The 16,616-nt window shown below is 42.8% G+C and carries 16 protein-coding genes and 1 riboswitch; of the genes, 5 read left to right on the top strand and 11 right to left on the bottom strand.

Annotated elements, in window-relative coordinates; all coding sequences use genetic code 11:
• Window positions 1–2: 2 nt before the first annotated feature.
• Genes ACGG81_RS10055 through ACGG81_RS10065 form a run of 3 tightly spaced genes read right to left on the bottom strand, consistent with a single transcriptional unit; the run spans window position 3 to window position 2,209 of the window.
• Window positions 3–752: a lantibiotic immunity ABC transporter MutG family permease subunit gene (locus ACGG81_RS10055; protein ID WP_317344454.1), complete on the bottom strand. Its 750-nt coding sequence runs from the start codon at window positions 750–752 to the stop codon at window positions 3–5.
• Window positions 753–1,502: a lantibiotic immunity ABC transporter MutE/EpiE family permease subunit gene (locus ACGG81_RS10060; protein WP_317344453.1), complete on the bottom strand. Its 750-nt coding sequence runs from the start codon at window positions 1,500–1,502 to the stop codon at window positions 753–755.
• Between the two features lie 5 nt (window positions 1,503–1,507).
• Complete coding sequence (locus tag ACGG81_RS10065; protein ID WP_016438347.1) at window positions 1,508–2,209, bottom strand: lantibiotic protection ABC transporter ATP-binding protein; 702 nt, start codon at window positions 2,207–2,209, stop codon at window positions 1,508–1,510.
• Between the two features lie 266 nt (window positions 2,210–2,475).
• On the opposite strand from ACGG81_RS10065, the gene ACGG81_RS10070 reads away from it, so the two are divergent.
• From ACGG81_RS10070 to ACGG81_RS10090, 5 genes are all read left to right on the top strand, one after another.
• On the top strand, window positions 2,476–2,871 hold the full coding sequence (locus ACGG81_RS10070) for a hypothetical protein (RefSeq protein WP_117576598.1): 396 nt from the start codon (window positions 2,476–2,478) through the stop codon (window positions 2,869–2,871).
• Between the two features lie 73 nt (window positions 2,872–2,944).
• On the top strand, window positions 2,945–3,514 hold the full coding sequence (locus tag ACGG81_RS10075; RefSeq protein WP_016438342.1) for a TetR/AcrR family transcriptional regulator: 570 nt from the start codon (window positions 2,945–2,947) through the stop codon (window positions 3,512–3,514).
• A 104-nt stretch (window positions 3,515–3,618) separates the two neighbouring features.
• A complete protein-coding gene (locus ACGG81_RS10080; protein WP_016438341.1) occupies window positions 3,619–4,044 on the top strand; it encodes a hypothetical protein in 426 nt (141 codons plus the stop codon).
• 42 nt (window positions 4,045–4,086) lie between these two features.
• Window positions 4,087–4,545, top strand: coding sequence for a DUF2871 domain-containing protein (locus ACGG81_RS10085; RefSeq protein ID WP_016438340.1), 459 nt, complete (start codon window positions 4,087–4,089; stop codon window positions 4,543–4,545).
• Between the two features lie 46 nt (window positions 4,546–4,591).
• Window positions 4,592–4,683: riboswitch (Fluoride riboswitch) on the top strand.
• 55 nt (window positions 4,684–4,738) lie between these two features.
• On the top strand, window positions 4,739–5,914 hold the full coding sequence (locus ACGG81_RS10090; RefSeq protein ID WP_016438339.1) for a cation:proton antiporter: 1,176 nt from the start codon (window positions 4,739–4,741) through the stop codon (window positions 5,912–5,914).
• A gap of 75 nt (window positions 5,915–5,989) precedes the next feature.
• Here the strand turns inward: ACGG81_RS10090 and ACGG81_RS10095 are convergent, their stop codons facing one another.
• The 8 genes from ACGG81_RS10095 to ACGG81_RS10130 all read right to left on the bottom strand — a co-directional run bounded on the left by ACGG81_RS10095 (window position 5,990) and on the right by ACGG81_RS10130 (window position 16,604).
• Window positions 5,990–7,894 (bottom strand): ABC transporter ATP-binding protein, encoded by a 1,905-nt coding sequence (locus ACGG81_RS10095; RefSeq protein WP_390108145.1) that lies wholly within the window; start codon window positions 7,892–7,894, stop codon window positions 5,990–5,992.
• Window positions 7,878–9,623 (bottom strand): ABC transporter ATP-binding protein, encoded by a 1,746-nt coding sequence (locus ACGG81_RS10100; protein WP_390108148.1) that lies wholly within the window; start codon window positions 9,621–9,623, stop codon window positions 7,878–7,880. Before ACGG81_RS10100 ends, ACGG81_RS10095 begins: the two co-directional genes overlap by 17 nt.
• Before the next feature lie 262 nt (window positions 9,624–9,885).
• Window positions 9,886–10,734 carry a DUF368 domain-containing protein gene (locus ACGG81_RS10105; protein ID WP_119987707.1) on the bottom strand — a complete coding sequence of 283 codons (849 nt, stop codon included), beginning with the start codon at window positions 10,732–10,734 and terminating at the stop codon, window positions 9,886–9,888.
• A 125-nt stretch (window positions 10,735–10,859) separates the two neighbouring features.
• On the bottom strand, window positions 10,860–12,053 hold the full coding sequence (locus ACGG81_RS10110) for a pyridoxal phosphate-dependent aminotransferase (RefSeq protein WP_009262398.1): 1,194 nt from the start codon (window positions 12,051–12,053) through the stop codon (window positions 10,860–10,862).
• The gene (locus tag ACGG81_RS10115; RefSeq protein WP_009262399.1) at window positions 12,050–12,958 is read right to left on the bottom strand and encodes a DUF2156 domain-containing protein; all 909 of its coding nucleotides are present in this window, start codon (window positions 12,956–12,958) and stop codon (window positions 12,050–12,052) included. The genes ACGG81_RS10110 and ACGG81_RS10115 overlap by 4 nt, the downstream gene beginning before the upstream one ends.
• Before the next feature lie 102 nt (window positions 12,959–13,060).
• On the bottom strand, window positions 13,061–14,809 hold the full coding sequence (locus ACGG81_RS10120) for an ABC transporter ATP-binding protein (protein WP_016438334.1): 1,749 nt from the start codon (window positions 14,807–14,809) through the stop codon (window positions 13,061–13,063).
• Entirely contained in the window at window positions 14,809–15,270 is a 462-nt protein-coding gene (locus tag ACGG81_RS10125; protein WP_119987703.1) for an RrF2 family transcriptional regulator, read from the bottom strand. The genes ACGG81_RS10120 and ACGG81_RS10125 overlap by 1 nt, the downstream gene beginning before the upstream one ends.
• Window positions 15,267–16,604: a cytochrome c biogenesis protein/redoxin gene (locus ACGG81_RS10130; RefSeq protein ID WP_009262402.1), complete on the bottom strand. Its 1,338-nt coding sequence runs from the start codon at window positions 16,602–16,604 to the stop codon at window positions 15,267–15,269. Before ACGG81_RS10130 ends, ACGG81_RS10125 begins: the two co-directional genes overlap by 4 nt.
• Window positions 16,605–16,616: the final 12 nt, after the last annotated feature.

Raw genomic sequence — 16,616 nt, forward strand, 5'->3', positions numbered from 1 at the left:
TTTTATTCCACTTCCTTCTTTCCTTCATAGTATGAAAACCAGACAAAAAACGCCGTTAGAAAAGCAACTGTCATTCCTGCGCTCATCCACACCCCGGTTCTTAGATCTGACGTTATTTCCATTATGAATTTCTCCTTATAATATATCATATATCTCAACAGTTGTGTTCCCCAGGCAAACGGACAATACATCCAAATTCCCTCTCCCATTCCGGTAAGAAACAGCGCCGAAAGCATACTCTCCACAATCCCTGCCCCTATAACAACTCCCTTATGCCACTTTAGACTCAGAAAAAAATGGATGACATAAATAGCAATCTGCGTTCCAAGAAGTATAAAAACTGACTCCACAGTAAAAAGTAGTAACTCGCCACTGAAAGATTCTCCAGAATACAGATAGATCCCTACCAGATAACTTCCAAGCGCCAGCAGTGTTCCCATTGCTCCAAGCAGCAGCAATGCCACCAATTTCACGCCCCCTGCACGGCACTTTCCTGCTACTCCTCCCAAGAGCACCTGCATATTTCCGGCATCCACTTCCATCTCTGTTCCAAGCGCGCACACAATTCCGCTCAGTGTCGGAAATGCAAGACTTAAAATTTCCAGAAACTCCCCGATACTCTTTACATTCATATGCAACGCCCCAAGTCCCTTATAATACCAGAGAACAATTCCTGTTCCAACTATCGGTACCAGTATATGCATCCAGAAAAGTGTAGTCCGTTTCATTTTTACAAATTCTGCACGCAGCATTTACTTCATCCCCTTTCTCTCATAGACCCGGATACTAATTTCTGTGACAACAACAAAGCATAGGCAAGTGACCACAAGTCCCGGCAAAATACTTTCCCATGACAGAAGTTGCGGGGAAAATGTGATGTTTCCCGGCTCTGCCGGAAGCCCATTTGGCAATATTTTTAGTACCGGACACATCAGACGCGCCGGAACTGCATATGGAATCAGCCACATCCTTTCGGTTGCAAAATTAGCACTCAAGATAATATTTGCTACCATATTGATCAAAATTGTGGCTGCGGCTCCGCATTTCTGCTCCAGAAGAAGGCAAAGTGGAATCTGCCACGCGTATGTCAGAAACAGTAACACTCCTGCAAACAGCGCATGAAAAATCGTAATGGTGTCTGAATATTTTGCCTGGAATACCTGTCCTGCCACAAACGTCAAAATACACTGCACTATGCATGCCAAAAACAACCACAGACTGCAATAAAAAATCTTGATCAGCCTTACCCTTTTTAGTGACACCGGAAGTGTAAACACCGCCTTTTCGCCAAGCTTTCTATCTTTCTCTCCGCAGCTGCAGGAAACAATGGAAAGCATTGCCGGAAGCAAAAACATATACCACCAATTAAAACTAGTCAAAACTACATACGCTGGAGACAACTTAATGCCAAGCAGCAATGTCAAAAGCGGCGCCACAAGAAACGCTTTCCCCAAGAAAGTATGTCGGTACTTCATCTGTTCTGCACAAAGATCATTCCACATCTCTACTACTCCTTTCTGCCTGCCCCGGCAATCTCCATAAACAGACTCTCCAGCTTTTCCTCATGAGGCATTTCTCCCTGATAGCCTAACACTCCATCGGCAATAATTCCGATATCATCCGCCACCTGAGACACTTCACTTAAAATATGACTTGACACAATGACAGTAATTCCTTTTTGTGGAAATTCCTGAATCATCTGTCTAAGATCCTGGATTCCGATTGGATCCAGACCGTTGGTCGGCTCATCCAGGATCAAAAGTTTCGGATGATTTAAAAGAGCGATCGCAAGCCCAAGTCTCTGCTTCATTCCCATAGAAAATTTCCCTGCACGTTTCTTTCCAGTCTGTGTCAGTCCGACAATCTCCAGCACCTCATCAATCCTTTCCTCGGGAAGACCTAGCATCCGTGTACGCACTTTCAGATTTTCCCGCGCAGACAAGTTTCCATAGATTGCCGGCGATTCGATCAGAGAACCAATCTTATTTAATGACTTCCTGCTCCATACTTCGCCATCCACCAGAATACTCCCCTGAGTCGGACGGACGATTCCCGCAATCATTTTCAACAGTGTCGATTTTCCTGCCCCATTTGCACCAAGCAGGCCATAGACGGTATTCTCCCGCACCTGAATAGAGACTGCATTGACTGCTTTCTGCTCTCTGTAAACTTTACTAAGTTCCCTTGTTTCTAATATATTTTTCTGCATTTTTTTACCTCCTGTAATGAATTTATCTTCATTGTAAAAGCCAATTCTAAGGAAATAATAAGGATTTTCTATTTTTTATTCCGGCAACTAGTCGTCATCCAATCATAAAACTGAATGAACTAGTACCAATTCGTTATCAAAAATGCTATAATATTAAAAACTTTTCACCGATAGAATGTGCAACTTTTCCAAATCAAACAAGCATCGCTATCGTATATTTCTGCTGATCACTCATACAAATCTATTACTGAAAGGAGTTTATAGACATGTTTAAAATTTTTAAGAAACACTCGAAAACTTTATGGATCTCTATGCAGGATGTGCTTGCTATCATAAAAAGTGACTATGACAAATCCTGGCCATTTGAGATTATAGAATTCCGCTATGGAGGCACAACACACCGCATGGGCGCCTATGTAGAAGAGTTAGACGAAAAATTTTATAATAAGATTAAACAAGAAGAAATCCATTTCGTGTTTGATGAACAAACTTACACTTCCTTCGAGGAGTTCGTAAAGTCTGTTCATATAAATGGAATCCCGATCACCGATGTGCTCGGTCCAATTGAAGTCCTGCAGGCAGGGATCGTCAACGGAGAAGCGATGTTGAGTTCTCCATGGGGCGAAAAAAGACTTAGTGCGCATGCGATTGAAAAAGAATAATTTTCTGCTTGACAAACATTCCTCTATCGTTTATTTTAAACTTGAACAAGGTTCATTTTAGAAGGAGGTTTTTATGAATCCAACAGTTACTTCAAAAGAAGAAATCATTGCCGTCTGTCAGAAGATTGCAAAAGAGCGGGGACTGGAAGCAATCAGTATACGCTCGGTTGCCTCAGAATGTGGCATGGCAGTTGGTTCCGTCTACAATTATTTTTCCTCTAAATCAGAACTTCTCTGTGCAGCGATCGAGAATATCTGGAAAGATATTTTCCACATGTCTGCAAGCCAGTGTGCTTTTTCCGATTTTGTAGAATGTCTTAACTGGCTTTTTGACAGTGTACAGAGAGGAAGTCAGATGTATCCTGAATTTTTCTCCCGGCATGCAATGGTTTTTGCTTCTGAAGATCAGAAAGCCGGACATCAGATGATGGAGAAATATTTCCGCCATTTAGAGGAAAATCTTCTGAACGTACTGCGCAGAGATCCAAATGTCCGGGAGGATGCATTTGACGAAGTGCTTACTCCTGAATTATTTATCAGCTATGTACTGGAATTATTCGTCTCCTCTGTATTTCATTTTCAGAAAGACTACCGCGGAATCCTTGAGATTGTCCGCCGCTGTCTCTATGCCCCTGCTCACTAACTGCTATGTTTTTGTGCAGCGGGAACTGCAAATGGAAAGAGTGAGAGTTTACTATACATGAAACTGAACACCGTTCATCATTTTCTTTCACAGGAGGTATGCTTATGAAAATTAAAAAACGAAATCTGCTGCTTCTCGCAGCAATCGTCTGGATGATTGCCGGATTTAACATCCTGCGCATCGGAATAGAGACTTATGTAGCTTACAAAAGCGTGATCAACTTTATACTTTCGCTTCTTGTATTTCTTTTCTTCTGGTTCATGATCTTTTACAAACTGACTGTAAAGCACACAGACCGTATTCAGAATTATCAGGAAGAGCGACAGTTTTTTCTTAACTTTTTTGATCTGAAGTCATTTCTGATCATGGCTTTTATGATCACATTTGGGATCACGATCCGCACATTCCACTTATTGCCGGACAGATTTATCGCTGTGTTTTATACCGGGCTGGGCGCGGCGCTGTTTCTTGCAGGGATCACTTTTGGTCGGAACTACATTTTTTTCAAAAAAACAGAAACTGCAAATTAGCTTTTTCACATATTATTTTTCTATTAGGAGGTTCTATTTTATATGAGCACAGAAAAGCACACACACATTACCACAGTGAAAACATTAATGACCGCTTCTATCATCTATTTTTTCTGCTCCATGGCAGGAGGGGTTTTCTACCGAGAATTTACAAAACTCTTTGATTTCACCGGGAAAACAACTCTTGGCGTGATACACGGACATCTGCTCGTTCTCGGAACATTTTTCTTTCTTCTTCTTGCAGTGCTCTGCAAATTTACTGCACTTGGAGACCAAAAACTGTTCCAAAAATTTTTTCTCATCTATAACATTGCATTCCCTTTGATGGCTGTCACGCTTCTCATACGCGGAATCGTGCAAGTAACAGGCTATCCAATGACACGCATGTTAAACGGTATGCTCTCTGGATTTGCAGGACTTTCCCACATTTTCCTTGCAGTAGCACTTTTTCTGTTACTGCTCGCTGTAAAAAGAGAACTTTGTAACGAAAGCGCCAAATAATTTCTTGCGAAAGTTCTCCTTGACAAATGTAACTTTTTCTCTTATCCTTTAGCAAGGGAATGAAGTTCTCCCTTAGTAAATACTAAAACCGCCAGGTGGAGCGTGCCTCCCCTGATTGCTGATGACTTCTGCTTTTTGCAGGACTCATCAGCTTTTTTATTACATCATTTTCTATCGGAAAGGAGAAAAACAAATGTTATTTAGTATTTCTGTTCTATTGCTGCTAGGCATGTCACTCGGTGCCCTCTGCAAGAAGCTACACCTTCCGGCGCTGACCGGAATGCTGATCACCGGAATCTTTCTCGGTCCTTATGCACTTGATCTGATTGATGCTTCCATTTTATCCGTATCCGCTGATCTTCGCAGGATTGCTCTGATCATTATTTTAATCCGGGCAGGATTGTCATTGAATCTGGATGATTTAAAAAAAGTCGGACGTCCCGCAATTTTAATGTGCTTTGTTCCTGCCTGCTTTGAGATGGCAGGAATGATATTGCTTGCCCCAAAACTGCTTGGCATCTCACTGCTTGATGCAGCGATTCTTAGCTCTGTCATTGCCGCTGTTTCCCCTGCTGTCATCGTTCCGAACATGGTGAAACTTATGGAGGAAGGCTATGGCACAAAAAAAGGAATCCCTCAACTGATCTTAGCCGGGGCTTCCGTCGATGATGTATTTGTAATCGTTGTGTTTACCGCCTTTACCAGTCTTGCTGCCGGAGACTCTGTGTCCATCAGAAGTTTTGTCAATATTCCAATATCCATTTTTCTCGGAATAATATCAGGGCTTGGAATCGGACTGCTCCTTTCGGTTTTCTTTCACCGAATTCACATGCGAGATACTGCAAAAGTAATCATTTTCCTCTGTATCTCTTTTTTGCTTGTCACACTGGAAGATCACTGTGCAAATGTAATTCCTTTTGCTTCCCTGATTGCGGTAATGACAATCGGTGTCTCCCTGCAGCAGAAAAATCAGGCACTTTCCCTCCGGCTCTCCTTAAAATTTAATAAACTATGGGTTGGAGCAGAGATCATACTCTTTGTCCTTGTCGGTGCAACTGTCGATCTTCGCTATCTGAAGTCAGCCGGAGGAACCGCTGTTCTTCTGCTCCTCCTTGTTCTTCTCTTTCGGATGTCAGGTGTCTTTCTCTGTCTTGCAGGAACAGATCTTACAAAAAAAGAACGACTTTTCTGCATGATAGCCTACACTCCAAAGGCAACCGTCCAGGCAGCTATCGGTGGAATCCCTCTCGCTCTTGGACTTTCCTGCGGAAATCTCGTCCTCACCGTTGCCGTTGTCTCCATACTACTGACAGCACCGCTTGGAGCCTTCTGTATCGAAAACAGTTATCAAAAACTTTTAACCCATTAATCTTTCATTATTGAAACGACAAAAGTCCGGAAAACCTGATATCAGTTCCAGGTTTCCGGACTTTTGTATAAAATATTATTCGAGCTCAAATGCTCCTGTATATAACTGATAATATTTTCCTTTTTGTGCGATCAATGTCTCATGGTCTCCTCTTTCGATAATATTTCCATGCTCTAATACCATGATCACATCCGAATTCCGCACAGTGGAGAGACGGTGCGCAATGACAAATACCGTTCTTCCTTCCATCAGCGCATCCATTCCGCGCTGTACGATCGCCTCTGTACGTGTATCAATCGAAGAAGTCGCCTCATCCATAATCATTACCGGAGGATCTGCGACTGCCGCGCGTGCAATTGCAATGAGCTGCCGCTGTCCCTGAGAAAGGCTCGCCCCGTTTTCCGTAAGCGGTGTATGATACCCTTCTGGAAGACGCGTGATAAAATCATGCGCACCGGCAAGTTTTGCAGCCGCAATACACTCTTCTTCTGTCGCATCTAGCTTTCCATAACGGATATTGTCCATAACAGTTCCGGTAAAAAGATTTGTCTCCTGCAAAATCACCCCAAGTGAACGGCGCAAATCTGCTTTTTTAATCTTATTGATGTTGATTCCATCATAACGAATCTTTCCATCTGCAATATCATAAAAACGGTTGATCAGATTTGTGATCGTTGTCTTTCCTGCTCCAGTAGAACCTACAAATGCCACTTTCTGTCCCGGCTCTGCATAAAGTGTGATATTATGAAGTACTGTCTTTTCCGGTACATATCCAAAGTCCACATCAAACATCCGGACATCTCCCGTTAACTTTGTATAAGTCACGGTTCCATCTTGGTGTGGATGCTTCCATGCCCACAGTCCAGTATGTTCTTCACACTCTATAATCTCTCCATTCTCTTCTCTTGCATTGACCAATGTCACATAACCTTCATCAACTTCTGGCTCTTCATCGATCAATGTAAAAATACGGTCTGCACCTGCAAGTCCCATTACAACTGAATTGACCTGATTTGACACCTGGCTGATATTTCCCGCAAACTGCTTTGTCATATTTAAAAACGGAACAACAATGCTGATTCCGATCGCCATACCGGAAATACTCAGGTTTGGAGCTTTAGAAAGAAGCAAAATTCCTCCAGTCAACGCAACAGCAACATACAAAATATTTCCAATATTTCCCAGTACCGGCATCAGAATATTTGCAAACTTATTGGCATTTTCCGCATCGTGAAACAATTCCTCATTGAGACGATCAAAATCTGCCTCGCTTTCTCTCTCATGGCAGAAAACCTGTACAACTTTCTGTCCATTCATAATCTCTTCTACAAAACCTTCCACTTTTCCCAGTGCGACTTGCTGGCGCACAAAATATTTTGCAGAATTTCCCCCAACTTTCTTCGTTACAAAAAACATCAGGATCACGCCGCATACAACAACAATCGTCATCCACACACTGAAGTACAGCATAATTGAGAATACGGTCAGCACTGTAATAGAAGAAATCAAAAGCTGCGGAATACTCTGCGATACCATCTGACGCAGTGTATCAATGTCGTTTGTGTAATAGCTCATGATATCTCCATGATTATGTGTATCAAAATATCTGACTGGAAGATCCTGCATTCCATTGAACATTTTTACACGAAGCTTTTTCAAAAATCCCTGCGTGATTCCCGCCATCATCTGGGTATAAGTGATCGCGGACAAAATGGACAGGATATAAAATACAAGAAGCAGCCCTACATAATAGAAAACTTTTCCGGAAACAGCATCCCAGTCTCCGCTCTTCCAGCTTGTCTCTACGATCGCGATGACATTCTGCATGAAAATAGCTGGAATGGAAGAGACAACTGCACTGAAAATAATACAGAACAGTACGATCGGCATCTTAACCGGATAAAACTCAAACAATGTCTTGATCAGACGTCCCAGTGTTCCTTTTTTTGCTCTGCTTGGTCCCTTATTTTTCATCGTCATCACCTGCCTTATTCTGAGATGTATATACTTCTCTGTAAATCTCATTGTGTTTCAGAAGTTCCTCATGTGTTCCGACTGCATTGATCGTACCGCCGTCCATGACAATGATCCGGTCTGCATCCTGCACGGAGGAGGTTCCCTGAGCAATGATGATCTTTGTCGTCTCCGGAATGAATTCGCGGAATGACTGGCGGATCAATGCATCCGTCTTCGTATCTACTGCACTCGTCGAATCATCCAAAATCAGAATCTTCGGTTTCTTTAGAAGCGCTCTTGCAATACAGAGACGCTGTTTCTGTCCACCGGACACGTTCGTTCCTCCCTGCTCGATATGGGTATCATATCCTGCCGGGAACTGTCTGATAAATTCATCTGCCTGTGCCAGTTTACATGCCTCGATCAGTTCCTCGTCCGTTGCTTCCTTATTTCCCCACCGAAGATTTTCCTTAATCGTACCGGAGAATAGAATATTTTTCTGCAATACAACAGATACCTGATTTCTCAAAGTCTCCAGATCATACTCCTTGACATCGCGGCCACCGACTTTAACACATCCCTCCGTCACATCATACAAACGGGAGATTAACTGGATCAAAGAAGATTTCGAAGACCCGGTTCCTCCAATGACACCAATCGTCTCACCAGATTTGATATGCAGATCGATATTGGCAAGCGCCATCTTCTCTGCATTTTTTGAATATTTGAAATTTACCTTATCAAAATCGATCGAACCATCTCTGACTTCATAAACTGGATGCTCCGGATTCTTGATCGTGCTCTCTTCGGAAAGTACTTCCACGATACGTTTCGCAGACTCGCTTGCCATTGTGATCATAACAAAGACCATAGAAATCATCATCAGACTGCTCAGAATCTGGAAACTATATGTAAGCAGTGCAGAAAACTGTCCTACATCCAGGTCAAGCCCCCTTGATGAGATGATCACATAAGATCCGAAAGAAAGCACAAAGATCATTACTGCATACATGCAAAACTGCATCAGTGGATTGTTGAATGCCAAAATTTTCTCTGCTCTTGTAAAATCCTGACAGATATCATCTGCCGCCGCCCCGAATTTTTCTTTTTCATATTCTTCACGGACATAAGATTTCACAACACGGATTCCCTTTACATTCTCCTGAATAGAATTGTTCAGGCGATCATATTTCTTAAAGACTTTCCGAAACAGCGGCATCGTCAGACGGATGATCAGCGCCAGTCCCACACCAAGTACCGGAACAAGAATCACAAAGATCCATGCCATCTTTCCTCCCATAATAAATGCCATTGTAAAGGAAAAAATCAACATCAGCGGACATCGAATTGCAATTCGGATAATCATCATATACGCCATCTGCACATTCATCACGTCTGTCGTAAGTCTCGTCACTAAAGACGAGGTAGAAAACCGATCAATATTCTTAAACGAATACGTCTGAATTTTGTAGAACATATCTTTTCTTAAGTTTTTGGCAAATCCGCAGGAGCCGGTCGCTGCCGCTGTCCCTGCCATCACACCAAATACCAGCGAAACTACTGCCATCACAAGCAGGATCGATCCATATGTTGCAATCACGGAAAAACTGCATCCAGCCTTAATTTCATTCACAAGCTGGGCGATGATGAACGGAATGATACATTCCATAACTACTTCCAGTGATACATAAATCGGTGCTTTGATCGAAGCTGCCTTATACTCTCTGATACATTTTGAAAGTTCTTTTATCACTTCACATTCCTCCTGTTTCCTAATTTTCGTAAAAACAAGGTATCTCAACTTCAATTGTTAGATACCTTACTTTCTTATTATAGCACTATAAAATTTAATTTGCAAGGTTCCTAACATTATTTTCTTGCATCTTTTTTGCCTTCGATTCCAAAAAAAGAAGGCCTGCATCCTCGCAATCATTCCCCTCCAGCAGATACGTTTCTTTCCACTTTCCTGCTATCTGAAAATTGCATGCGGTTCTGCATGACCTCTCTTTACTTTTTTATTCTCCTCCGAGCTTATTGGCAATCAGCCATCCAAGTCCGAATGTGATTACTCCGGCTCCGATCGTAAATACGGAAACACCTGACCAATTCGTCTTCATCAGAATCGCAATCGGTGATGCGACAATCAGACCGATAATTCCATAATAAGCATGAATCTCTGCTTTTGAAAAAATGAATTCAATCAATTTTGCAATCACACCGATTCCGATCAGCACACCAACTCCAAACGGCGCAAGTACACCAACTCCCTGCATCAGTCCTGCCATATCGAATTTCACAAGTGAATCTACAAATAAATTAATCGTCTTTAAAATTACATCATAATATCCAAGCAGCATCAGCATCATCGAACCACTGACTCCCGGCACAACCATCGTTGCCGCCGCAACAACCCCTACAAAGAATAACTTAATTACATTGACAATCCCAAATGTGACATCCGCTGTCTTTCCTCCGGTCTCTCCAAGCATCGCCATCAGAATCACGATTGCAAAAAAGACAAGAAATGGAATTATTTTCCCGATTGTGACTGAATGTCCTTTCACCTTCTTTACAATAAATGGAAGACTTCCAATGATCAGACCGCAAAACGCAAAGTTCGTCGGGATTGGATATGTATCAAGTAAGAATTCAAACAATTTCGACAATACGACAATTGCAATTCCTGCCCCAGCAAAAATTGGGATCAGAAGCTTCATACTTTGTTTAAACTCGCTCTTCAAGTGGGTAATTGAATGAATCAGCTTGTCATACAGTCCCATAGCGACCATCATTGTTCCACCGCTGACTCCCGGAATGATATTCGCAATTCCGACAACCATTCCCTGCAATATTTGTTTCAGCATACATTAATCTCCTTTCCATGCACTCTGCTAAAAAATTTAGCATAAATCCTCTCTTTTTTCAATCTTTCTCTTTTGATTTACAAAAATTTTATTTCTTTTACGGACTTTCGCGTGCTTCTCTAGGCTTATCTCTGAAAATACTGCTTTGCAAGTTCCTGAAATCTCGGCAGCGCACCAATAATTGTCTCATATGCCACACAGTAAGCAATCCGCACATAACCTGGACACCCAAAAGAACTTCCTGGCACAAGAAGGATATTGTATCCCTTTGCCGCCTCACAGAACGCTTTCTCATCTTCGATTGGAGATTTCACAAACAGATAGAAAGCTCCCTGCGGCTTTATACAGCTGAATCCACACTGTCTCAGCCCTTCATAAAGTGTTTCCCGGTTTCTATTGTAATAGGTAAGATCTGTTTTTTCTCTAATACATTTAGCAACCACCTTCTGAAGCAACGTCGGTGCATTGACAAATCCTAAAATCCGATTTGCCACACCCGCTGCCGCAATCACATCACAACTGTCTGCCACTTCTGAAGGAATCACAAGATACCCAATCCGCTCTCCCGGAAGGGACAGAGACTTACTATAAGAATATGCCACAATCGTATTTTTATAATATTTTGTCAGATACGGTACTTCCACTCCATCAAAAGCAAGTTCCCGGTAGGGTTCATCGGAAATCAAATAGATCTCAGTCCCATATTCTTTTTGCTTCTCCTCCAAAATTCGTGCCATTTCCCGGATTGTCTTCTCTGAATACACAACACCGGTCGGATTGTTCGGCGTATTCACGATAACCGCCTTCGTCTTCGGAGTAATTTTCTCCGCAAATTCAGTAAGCTTTGGCTGGAAAGTTTCTGTGTCCGGTGAGATCTCCACAAGTACACCATCCACATTGGATGTGTAACTTCTATACTCACCGAAATACGGTGCAAAAACAATCACTTCCTCCTGCGGGTTGATAAGCGTCTTTAAAATCACATTCAAGCCTCCCGCTGCACCGACTGTCATGAGAATATTTTCTGCAGAAAACTCCGTCTGAAATCGCTCATTCAATGACTCTGCCACTGCCTGGCGTACCTCTTCATATCCTGCATTGCTATTCGTATAGCCATGAAGTTCCAGCGGTGCCTCTTCCTTTACAATGGAAATAAGTGCTTCCTTTACCGCCTCCGGTGCTTCCACATTTGGATTGCCGAGACTGAAGTCAAATACATTTTCTCTCCCGTACAGCTTTGCAAGACGGTTACCTTCCTCAAACATCGCGCGGATGGCAGAACTATTTGCCACCATCCCTTTCATCTTCTCTGCGATCATACTGTTGCCTCCCTCTTTGTCACAGTTCCTTTTTCCACAAGAAATACCGGGCGGTATGACAGTTTTGCTTTGCGAAGTCCTTCTGCCCCAGTGTCTTCCTCACGGTTAATGTATTTATATTTCATACACTCGTGTTCCACAAACTGCTGATTGATCATCGGATAAGCACCTTGGATCTCTGCAAATGCTTTTTCAATATGGACTACAAATGTATCGTCACTGACTTCCTCTCCAAGGGTAAATGCAACAACCTTTCCATTCACTCTCAGAAGCCCCCCGGTCAGCTCCAGTTCTTCATAGAGCCGCAGAGAATTGAGTGTTACACACATCTCTGCATTTTTCTCTTCATCTGCCTCACATCCATTTTCGATCCGCCATTGCAGTGCCATCTGAAAACACTCTTCGATATTTTCTTTTGTAATCTTTTCATACGACCAATCTTCATTTACTTGTTTGAATTTATTGATATGATTTCGCTTACCGTGAAGCTTTTTGCCAGAAAGTGTCGCCAGTTTCTCAGACTCGTAGACATAATCTGCACTGTCTCTGTCGTATTCGATTTGAAACTGTCCCGGATACCACTCTTCCAGCTGTGCAAAGTTCTCTTCTGTGACACAGTACATCGTAAACGGATACCCCTGTTCCCTGCTGTACTCCATCAACACTTCGATCGTCCGCTTGACATCCTTTGGATCTCCCACCGGGTAGGCAAAGGACAATCCATTTTCCTTTGACCGAAAGACAACCGTATTTTCTACCATCGCATAGCCTACCTGATAAAACTTCGCCCACAGGTACACGTTAACAAACGTGCGCTCACAGCTTCGCGATGGATACTTTCTAAAGTAAGATGTCAAAAGTTCCTTATCCTCCAAAGTCGGTCTTCGAAAGTCTATCGTTATCATTTTATTCTACCTCTTCTCAAATTTTGCTTTTCTCTGTTTTCCTGCTGCCATTGCCTTCTTCGCGCTTCTTTAAAAGTACTTTTTCAGGCAGTGTATCTATTTCTAGCACTCGATCCCTTTTCGGAACTGCATCTGATAAAGGTCGGCATACACGCCGTCTTTCTCGAGCAGCTGCTCGTGAGTTCCTTCTTCCTCGATGCCATTCTCAGTCAGCACAAGAATCCGCTTTGCATTTCGAATCGTAGAGAGTCTGTGCGCGATCACAAATGTCGTACGGTTCTTTGCCAGACGTTCTAAGGACTGCTGCACAACTTTCTCACTCTCATTATCCAGCGCTGATGTAGCCTCATCAAAAATCAGAATTGGCGGATTCTTTAAGAATACCCGTGCAATAGACAGACGCTGTTTTTGTCCTCCGGAGAGTTTCACACCGCGCTGACCGATATCTGTATCATATCCTTCCGGAAAACTCATGATAAATTCATGGGCATTTGCATTTCTCGCTGCCATAACCACTTCCTCATCTGTCGCATCCGGCTTTCCATAACGGATATTTTCCATAATCGTCCCTGCAAACAGGTAAACATCCTGCTGCACAATTCCAATATTATTTCTCAGGTCATCTAACTTCATATCCCGGATATCAATGCCATCAATCCGGATAGCACCCTCTGACACCTCATAAAAACGTGGGATCAGGCTGCAGATTGTAGTCTTTCCGACACCTGATGGACCGACTAATGCCATATAATCTCCTGCCTCCACATCCAGATTGATGTGATCCAGTACATTTTCCGTACTGTCCTCATAATGAAAAGATACATTTTCAAACTCAATCTTTCCTTCCAGATGCTCCACACTGACTGCATCTTCTTTGTCCTTGATATCCGGTGCGATCGACAAGATTTCAAGAAATCTCTCAAAACCTGAATATCCATTCTGGAACTGCTCTGTGAAGTTTACAAGTTTCTTCACCGGTTCTGTAAAGTTATTGATATACAAAAGAAATGTGATCAGGTCAGTCACCGCCACTGTTCCCGCTGCCATAAACCGCACTCCGGCGATCAAAACAACAACAGTAACAAGTGTTGTCAAAGCGCCAAGCCCAGAATTGTATGCTCCCATATAGCGGTAGCTGATCTTCTTTGCTGCAACAAAGCGGTCATTTCCATCCTGAAACTTCTTCATCTCAATCTTTTCATTTGCAAACGATTTCACAACACGGATTCCGGAAAGGCTATCCTCAATCTGGCTGTTAATATCTGCAATTTTCTCTCGATTTCTCTTAAACGCCCGCTTCATCTTCCGGTTATAATATCCCGCATACAGAATCATGACCGGAATAAATGCAAACGCGACAAGTGTCAGCTTCGCATTGATACTAAATAAGATTGCAAAAGATCCAACGAGCTTGATAATAGAAATCACGATATCTTCCGGTCCGTGATGCAAAAGCTCTGTGATATCAAACAAATCGCTCGTAATACGGGACAACAGCCCTCCAACCTTCTGATTGTCATAGAACGCAAAGGTTAATTTCTGGTAATGTCCAAAAATATCCCTCCGCATATCCGCTTCCATCTTTGCACCCATCAAATGTCCATAATATCCGATAAAATAATTACAGCCAAATTCCAAAATAACGAGTCCAAACATCAGGACACCGATCCACGTAATCGTATGCAACACATCCTCTGCCGGGAAATATACGACCTCATTTGTAATATAACGGACGATCAACGGCAGGATCAATGTGACTGCCGCTCCCAGAATTGCAAAAAACATATCACTGAAAAACAATCCTTTGTACGGCTTATAATATGCCGCAAGTTTCTTTAACTTTTCTCCCATCATTTCTTTCCTCCATTCTTCTCTTCCAAAAATGTTCCTTTTTCTTTTGCAAAATGAAAAAGTTCCCGCTTCACATCTGCGATTGTTCTCTGTTTTAGCAGATCTTTACAGCATGCATTTAAATCCCCATAAATCCCCGCCATCACATCTGCCATCCCCGATGCCACACAACACTTTTTCTCGGGAGACCCGCTCCGCCACGAAGTCGACACAAAAGAAATCTGAAGTGCCTCCGCTACCATGGCAAGTGTCACTTCTTCTGCTTCCCGAAAGAAGAGATATCCTCCCTCCGTCCCTTCTTTTGTACGGATCAAATCAGCCCTTTTCAATTTTGCCATCACCTTCCGGATCCGAGCCGGGTTGGTGCACACATTCTTTGCCAACTCTTCACTGGAGATCACGATTCCCTTATGTTCCAGAAACACAAGTGCATGGACCGCGATCGCAAATTCACTTGTCATTTTTGTGTTCCCCCCTGCTTCTGTGTCTGTTCAATAATATTTCGCATCACATCTTCACTTAACTGACCACTGACATATCCATATACATTCCCATCCTTATCAATCATAAAAGTTGTCGGAAATGCACTGATTCCATAACTTGAGAAAATCTCCCCGGTCGTATCCATCACAACTGGATACGTGTATCCATTTTCTTCCAAAAACGCCTTGATCTCTTCCTCAGAAGCTTCCCCTCCAAGATCCGGTGCTGCAATTCCCAGAATCACCACATCACTGTCTTCTTGTGCTTCATATTCTTCATGCAGCTTCTGGATCTCCGGCATCTCATTCCGGCATGGTCCGCACCAAGTCGCCCAGAAATTCAAAAAAACGGTCTTTCCTTTATATTCTGATAATGTATGCGTATTCCCATACTGATCTTGTAGTGTAAAGTCGATGGAAGGAACGGTCTCTCGTTGATCGTTTTCCTTCTTTTCTTCCTGTTTGCTTTCTCCGGCACTTGTTTCTTTCTCCCCGGAAGTATTATCCTGCCCGGTATTTTTCTGTTGGGCTGCTGACTGATTTTTCTGTTTTTTTGCATTTTCTGTTTCATTTCCTGCTATGGAAACTTTTGATAAGTATCCGGTGACTGCATTCATCTTCCCTGTAAACATGAAGAGTCCCATCAAAACCATCAGTATCCCGCCTACTTTTACCGTATATTTTACAACATTCATATGCTTTTTTAACAGCTCCAGAAGGCTTGTCGTAAACAGCCCCAGTACAAGAAATGGGAGCACAAATCCGAGTGTATATACGCCGATCAATGCAAACCCCATCCACTTTGTCCCGGCGGATGCCGCCATCAAAAGCACACTTGTCAACGCCGGACCTACACACGGGGTCCACGCAAAACTAAACGTAAATCCCATCAGCAGCGCGGTCAGCGGGGACATTGCAAGCACATCAAGATGAAATGGCAGTCTGCGCTCTTTTCCAAGTAATCTGCTCGGACCAAAGACACCAAGCTGATAGAAACCAAATGCAATCACTAAAATTCCACCGATTCTTGCAAACAACATCTGATTTTTCTGCAAAAAGCTCCCAAGTGCAGATGCGCCAAGTCCCAGAATGAAAAATGCAAAGCTAACTCCTACCACAAAACAAACCGTATGGATCATCACTTTTCGTCTCTCATAGTGAACCTTTCCATCCTCCCCAATCTCACCCGTTCCGCCTGACAGATACCCCATATACAGCGGAATCAGCGGCAGAACACAAGGAGAAAAGAAACTAAACACTCCCTGTAAAAATACTGTCAATACCGGAATGCTGATGTCCAGCGAAAATCCCATAAAACCACCTCT

The organism is Faecalimonas umbilicata, assembly GCF_042846195.1.
Taxonomy (GTDB): domain Bacteria; phylum Bacillota; class Clostridia; order Lachnospirales; family Lachnospiraceae; genus Faecalimonas; species Faecalimonas umbilicata.

Bases quoted from the DNA above. Each gene is read 5' to 3' on its own strand.
- ACGG81_RS10110 (WP_009262398.1), bottom strand. From the start codon at position 12,053: ATGATCGCAGAGAAGATGAAAGGGATGGTGGCAAATAGTTCTGCCATC.
- ACGG81_RS10060 (WP_317344453.1), bottom strand. From the start codon at position 1,502: ATGTGGAATGATCTTTGTGCAGAACAGATGAAGTACCGACATACTTTC.
- ACGG81_RS10095 (WP_390108145.1), bottom strand. From the start codon at position 7,894: ATGACGATGAAAAATAAGGGACCAAGCAGAGCAAAAAAAGGAACACTG.
- ACGG81_RS10085 (WP_016438340.1), top strand. From the start codon at position 4,087: ATGAGCACAGAAAAGCACACACACATTACCACAGTGAAAACATTAATG.
- ACGG81_RS10090 (WP_016438339.1), top strand. From the start codon at position 4,739: ATGTTATTTAGTATTTCTGTTCTATTGCTGCTAGGCATGTCACTCGGT.
- ACGG81_RS10065 (WP_016438347.1), bottom strand. From the start codon at position 2,209: ATGCAGAAAAATATATTAGAAACAAGGGAACTTAGTAAAGTTTACAGA.
- ACGG81_RS10055 (WP_317344454.1), bottom strand. From the start codon at position 752: ATGCTGCGTGCAGAATTTGTAAAAATGAAACGGACTACACTTTTCTGG.
- ACGG81_RS10115 (WP_009262399.1), bottom strand. From the start codon at position 12,958: ATGATAACGATAGACTTTCGAAGACCGACTTTGGAGGATAAGGAACTT.
- ACGG81_RS10070 (WP_117576598.1), top strand. From the start codon at position 2,476: ATGTTTAAAATTTTTAAGAAACACTCGAAAACTTTATGGATCTCTATG.
- ACGG81_RS10080 (WP_016438341.1), top strand. From the start codon at position 3,619: ATGAAAATTAAAAAACGAAATCTGCTGCTTCTCGCAGCAATCGTCTGG.
- ACGG81_RS10075 (WP_016438342.1), top strand. From the start codon at position 2,945: ATGAATCCAACAGTTACTTCAAAAGAAGAAATCATTGCCGTCTGTCAG.
- ACGG81_RS10105 (WP_119987707.1), bottom strand. From the start codon at position 10,734: ATGCTGAAACAAATATTGCAGGGAATGGTTGTCGGAATTGCGAATATC.
- ACGG81_RS10125 (WP_119987703.1), bottom strand. From the start codon at position 15,270: ATGACAAGTGAATTTGCGATCGCGGTCCATGCACTTGTGTTTCTGGAA.
- ACGG81_RS10120 (WP_016438334.1), bottom strand. From the start codon at position 14,809: ATGGGAGAAAAGTTAAAGAAACTTGCGGCATATTATAAGCCGTACAAA.
- ACGG81_RS10130 (WP_009262402.1), bottom strand. From the start codon at position 16,604: ATGGGATTTTCGCTGGACATCAGCATTCCGGTATTGACAGTATTTTTA.